Source organism: Streptomyces sp. NPDC044061 (assembly GCF_056434305.1).
Window position 1 is genome coordinate 1 of the sequence record NZ_JBWKFL010000130.1, and the last position, 4,642, is coordinate 4,642.

The following is a 4,642-nucleotide window of genomic DNA, read 5'->3' on the forward strand; positions in this document are numbered from 1 at the left end:
CGCCTCCCCAAACACCGGGAACGCCTCATACAGCTCACGCCCCATCCCCGGCCACTGACTCCCCTGCCCCGTGAACACGAACGCCGTACCACCGGAGGACGCCTCGCCTTCGACGAGGGCGGGATGCGCCGCTCCGATGGCCAACGCCTGCAGGGTGTCGACCAGTTCGTCGCGGTCAGCGGCTCGGGCGATCGCTCGATACGGCAGAGCGGAACGGGTGGTGACCAAGGCGTCGCCGATCACCCGGGCTGATGCGTCTACCTGTGTCCCGGCGAACGCGGCGACGGCTCGGGCCTGTGCCCGCAGCGCCTCGGGGCTGCGCGCCGACAGCGGCCAGACCACCGGCAAGCCACTCTCGTCGGCCGGCTTCGGCTCGGCCTCCAACTCGGGCTCGGCGGACGCCTGCTCCAGGATCACGTGGGCGTTCGTCCCGCTGATCCCGAACGACGACACCCCCGCACGCCGCACCCGGCCCACCTCAGGCCACTCAACCGGCTCCGCCAGCAACGCCACCCCGCCCGACGACCAGTCGACGAGCGGTGACGGGGTGTCGGCGTGCAGGGTGCGGGGCAGGACTCCGTGCCGGATCGCCTGCACCATCTTGATAACGCCACCAACGCCAGCGGCGGCCTGGCTGTGCCCGATGTTCGACTTCAACGACCCCAACCACAACGGCGTTGCACGGTCCTGCCCGTACGTCGCGAGCAAGGCCTGCGCCTCGATCGGGTCACCCAGCCGCGTCCCCGTCCCATGCGCCTCCACCGCATCCACATCAGCCGGCGTGAGCCCCGCCGCCGCCAGCGCCTGCCGAATCACCCGCTCCTGCGACGGCCCGTTCGGCGCCGTCAGCCCATTACTCGCCCCGTCCTGATTCACCGCCGAACCCCGCAACACCGCCAACACCCGATGCCCATTACGCCGCGCATCCGACAACCGCTCCACCAGCAGCAGCCCCACACCCTCACTCCACCCCGTGCCGTCCGCGTCCGCCGAGAACGCCTTGCACCGGCCATCGGCGGACAGTCCTCGCTGACGGCTGAACTCGACGAAGGTGTTGGGCCGGGCCATGATGGTGGCGCCGCCCGCGAGCGCGAGATCGCACTCACCGGTGCGCAGCGCCTGCGCGGCCAGATGCAGCGCCACCAGCGACGACGAGCACGCCGTGTCCACCGTCACCGCCGGCCCCTCCAAACCGAAGGTGTACGCGATGCGACCGGAGACGACGCTGCTCGTGGAGCCGGTGAGCAGATAGCCCTCGTAGCCGTCGGGGGCCTGCGGGAAGCGGGTGCCGTAGTCGTCGTACATGGCGCCCGCGAAGACGCCGGTTCGGGTGCCGCGCAACCCGACGGGGTCGACGCCCGCCCGCTCAAACGCCTCCCACGCCGTCTCCAGCAGCAGCCGCTGCTGCGGATCCATCGCCGCCGCCTCCCGCGGACTCAGCCCGAAGAACTCAGCGTCGAACTCGGCGGCGTCGTAGAGGAATCCACCCTCGCGGGCGTACGACGTGCCGTGGTGGTCGGGGTCGGGGTGGTACAGCGCGTCGAGGTCCCAGCCGCGGTCGGCCGGGAACGGGCCGACCGCGTCCGTGCCGCTCTCCACCAGACGCCACAGATCCTCCGGAGAGGCGACGCCGCCCGGGTAACGGCACGCCATACCCACGATGGCGATCGGCTCGTCGGCCGCTACGGTCGTCGCCGTGGGCGTGGGCGCCGACTCGGCCGTTCCCGCGCCCAGCCGGTCGAGGAGCCGCGCCGCCAGCGTCGCGGGGGTGGGGTGGTCGAAGACGACGGTGGCGGGCAGCCGCAGCCCGGTGGCCGAAGCGAGCCGGTTGCGCAGCTCCACGCCGGTGAGTGAGTCGAAGCCGAGGTCCTTGAAGGAGCGCTCGGCCGCGACCACGTCCGCGGCCGCGTGTCCGAGCACCTCCGCGACGACACCGCGGACCAGATCGAGCGCGGCGCGCTCGCGTTCGGCCGGGGCGAGCGCCGCCGTCCGCGTGGACCAGGTGGTGTCGGCGCGAGCCGTGGAAGTCGCGGCCTGCCGCCTGACGTGTGGTGCCACCTCCCGTAGTACGGCGGGGAGTTCGTGGTGGGCCGCGCGTTCGCCGAGTGCCCTCTGGTCCAGGCCCGTGGCGACGTGGAGCGGGTGTGGTGCGGCGAGGGCTTCGTCGAGCAGGGCCAGGGCCTGTTCGGCGGCGAGGGGGGTGAGGCCGCTGCGCGTCCAGCGCGCTCGTGCGGTGGTGCCGAGTGTGCCGGCCATGCCGGCGTCCTGCTCCCACAGGCCCCAGGCCACGGAGGTGGCGGGGAGGTCCCGGGCCCGGCGGTGCAGGGCCAGGGCGTCGAGGAGGGCGTTGGCGGCTGCGTAGTTGGCCTGGCCCGAAGTTCCCACGATGCCGGAGACGGAGGAAAACAGGACGAACGCGTTCAGGTCCAGCCCGAGTTCGAGGCTCAGCTCGTGCAGATGGAGCGCCGAGTCGGCCTTGGGACGCAGCACCGCTTCCAGGCGGTCCGGGTCGAGGTCGTCGATCAGACCGTCGTCGAGTGTTCCGGCCAGGTGGAAGACCGCGCTGACCGACGGCGTGGCCTCGGACAGCACGACGGCCAGAGCCGCGCGGTCGGCGCCGTCGCAGGCCGCGAAGCGGACTGTGGCGCCCAGGTCGGCGAGTTCGTTGGCCAGTTCCCGCGCGCCGTCGGCGGTGTCGCCGCGGCGGCTGACGAGCAGCAGGTCCCGCACGCCGTGCCGTTTGGCGAGGTGGCGGGCGAGGAGGGTGCCGATGCCACCGGTACCTCCGGTGATCAGAACGGTGCCGTGCTCGCCGAGACGACGGACCTGGGCGCTGCCGCTCTCCGGCCGTACGGCTTTCCTGGCGACACGGGGAACCAGCAACGCTCCTTCGCGTACGGAGAGTTGTGGTTCACCGGAGGCCAGAACGGCAGCGATGGGCACGTCCTCGTCGGCCGTGTCGACGAGGACGAAGCGGTCCGGGTGTTCGGTCTGGGCGGTGCGCACCAGGCCCCAGGCTGCGGCGGCGGCGAGGTCCGGCACCGGGTCCCCGTCCCGTGCCGCCTGCGCGCCCCGGGTGACGAGCACGAGACGCGTCTGCCCGAACCGCTCGTCGGCGATCCAGCCGTGCACCAGCCGCAGCGTGCGCGCGGCGAGGGCGTGCACGGCGTCAGGGCCGTGCGGGCCGCCGGCCGGCGTCGCGAGGTCCACCACCACGGCCTCCCCGTCACCGGGGGCCACAGCGGCCAGGTCGTCGCCGGGAAAACGGACCCAGCGGCGATCCGCGTCCGCGAGGGACCCGGCCAGAGAACGGTCCCCGACGGTTTCGGTCAGCGAGCGCCATACGACCGGATACAGCCCACCGGAGGCGGCGTTCCCCGTTCTGGCGGACCCAAGCCGCTCGATCTGCTCCCGCGGCACCTCCCGCAGCGCGGCGGCGTCCAGGGTCAGCACGGCCGCCCCCGCCGGGTCGGAGGCGTACAGCCGCCATCCGTCGCTCTCCCGCGTCCAGCGGACCCGCAGCGTCGCCGCACCCGAGGCATGCAGCCGCACGCCGGTGAAGGTGAAGGGGAGGGCGATGTGCCCGGGCGCTGCGTCCTCGGCGAGGGACTCGACGAGCGGATGCAGCGCGGCGTCGAGCAGGGCCGGGTGGATGCCGTAGTCACCGGCGTCGCCTCGGAGTTCCTCCGGCAGGGCGACCTCGGCCTCGATGACGCCGTCGGCGCCGCGCACGGCACGCAGGCCCTGGAAGGCGGGGCCGTACTGGTAGCCGTGCGCGGAGAGCTGTTCATAGGTGCCGTCGACAGACGTCCACGGCCCGTGCAGGTCGCGAGCCCCGTCCTGGGCCTCGTGGGGGGACCTGTCCCGCGGGGCGGCGAGGGTGCCGGTGGCGTGCCGGGTCCACTCCGCCGTGTCCGTGTCGTCCCCGCTGTCCCCGTCCTTGCCGTCCTCCGGCCGCGCGTGGATGGCGACGGGCCGGTGGCCCTGGCCGTCAGGTGCGCCCACGGTCACCTGGATGAGCACGGCCGCCTCCGGCGGCAGCAGCAGCGGCGCTTCTAGGGTGAGGTCGGCGGTGTCGCCGCCTCCGGCCCGGTCGGCCGCCGCACCGACGAGTTCCAGGAACGCGGTTCCGGGCACCAGGGCGTGGCCGAGGATGGCGTGGTCGGTGAGCCAGGCGTGGGTGACGGCCGAGAGCCGGCCGGTCAGGACGATCCCCCCGTCCTGTGCCAGCTCGACAGCGGCACCGAGCAGGGGATGCCCGGCGCGCCGAAGCCCCAGCCGGGTCACCGCACCGCTCGCGTCGGGCGTGGCGGTCCAGTGCCGGCGCCGCTGGAAGGCGTACGTGGGCAACTCGACGCCGCCCCGCGCTCCGGCGTACAACGGCGCCCAGTCCACCGCCGCCCCCGACACGTGCACTCGCGCCAGCGCATCCACGAACGTGCTCACAACGGCACGATCACGCCGTACCGACGCGACAGCGGTGACCTCCGGCAGCGCCTCCCGCACCAGGCCGGTCAGCACACCGTCCGGACCGAGCTCCACCACCTGGCCGACGCCCGAGGCGCCCAACTCCTGTACGACGTCGTGGAACCGCACAGCTTCCCGCACATGCCGCACCCAGTACTCCACCGACCGCAGCCGG

1 protein-coding gene is annotated in these 4,642 nt (G+C 73.4%); it reads right to left on the reverse strand.

What is annotated here, in order from left to right; all coding sequences use genetic code 11:
* The coding region (locus tag AC07CM_RS50355; RefSeq protein WP_478883279.1) for a type I polyketide synthase at positions 1 to 4,642 on the reverse strand (4,642 nt) is incomplete at both ends.